The 1,023-nt window shown below is 50.1% G+C and carries 2 protein-coding genes and 2 pseudogenes; 3 read left to right on the forward strand and 1 reads right to left on the reverse strand.

The window, feature by feature from the left end; all coding sequences use genetic code 11:
• The 3 genes and pseudogenes from BHE85_RS28460 to BHE85_RS16325 form a co-directional block, all read left to right on the forward strand.
• Nucleotides 1-66, forward strand: a 66-nt coding sequence (locus BHE85_RS28460) for a hypothetical protein (protein WP_371261907.1), incomplete at its 5' end; no start/stop codon positions are given.
• Between the two features lie 31 nt (nucleotides 67-97).
• Nucleotides 98-520, forward strand: a pseudogene (locus BHE85_RS16320) (tail fiber assembly protein); the annotation flags it as partial.
• A pseudogene (locus BHE85_RS16325) lies at nucleotides 507-671 on the forward strand (carboxypeptidase-like regulatory domain-containing protein); the annotation flags it as partial. The pseudogenes BHE85_RS16320 and BHE85_RS16325, both read left to right, overlap by 14 nt.
• 25 nt (nucleotides 672-696) lie before the next feature.
• On the opposite strand, the gene BHE85_RS16330 reads toward BHE85_RS16325, so the two are convergent.
• Nucleotides 697-1,023 (reverse strand): integrase core domain-containing protein (locus tag BHE85_RS16330; protein WP_146628194.1); only part of this gene is annotated, 327 nt, incomplete at its 5' end.

Genomic DNA, 1,023 nt, shown 5'->3' on the forward strand with positions numbered 1-1,023 from the left:
CCGGAATGGCCTTCCAACCGTGTTGACGAACTCCTGCCATGGAACGTAGCACTCACCAATAAATAAGCGTCAATACGGTGCTCCGTTGACGCTTACGAAGAATTTCGCCAGCGACACAATTAAAATAGCTTACACCGGAGACGGGCGCGTGGTGTGGGTCGGTAAGGATGTGACAGGCATTGAACCCCGTAACGCCAGTGTTATTGAAGTTCCTGATATTACCGCCAACCGCCGCATTACCGCGCCGGGTTACTGGTTTTACCGCAATGATGAATTTGTCTTTGACTACAGACTCAAAGCGGAAGATGAGCGTGATGCCCTTCTGGCTCAGGTCAGTGCCCGGACAGGGGAATGGGAAGAAGACCTGCTGCTGGGGTTAATCAGCGACGAAGATAAAGAAAAGCTGAAAGCCTGTCGTATTTACGCGAAATCGCTGCAGGCGATGGATTTCAGCACCATCACAGATAAAGCCACATATAACGCCATCAACTGGCCGGAGCGTCCCGATGCCGCAGCTTAAAGGTGTGATTAAAACGCCCACGGGAGAACCGCTGGACGGCGCAACCATTACACTAACCTCCATACACAACCGTGCAGGGATTCTGAAAAGTGTTTTCAGCCATGTCACCACACAGAACGGGGAATATGACTTCCCCGTTCTGCCGGGTGTGTGAGGTGTACTGGCAATAGCGGACACTACCATTTGTTCTTTTTTTGAGCAGTCATCTGATGATATTTTTCCCTGAAGGCTGCCGGGGAGATATTCCCCAGACGAGAGTGACGACGCTGACGATTGTAGAAAATCTCAATGTATTCCCGTATTACTGAGATGGCTTCATCCCGGTTATTAAAACGATAGTGGCTCAGGCTCTCATTTTTCAGCGTTCCCCAGAAGCTTTCCATCGGAGCGTTGTCGTAACAGTTACCTTTACGCGACATTGATGTTTTCAGACCAGACTGCTCCTGTATGACCCGGTAATCGTATGCGCAGTACTGTGAACCTCGATCAGAGTGGTGGATTAG

Origin of the sequence: Shigella sp. FC1567, from assembly GCF_001743015.1 — a bacterium.
Taxonomy (GTDB): Bacteria; Pseudomonadota; Gammaproteobacteria; order Enterobacterales; family Enterobacteriaceae; genus Escherichia; species Escherichia coli.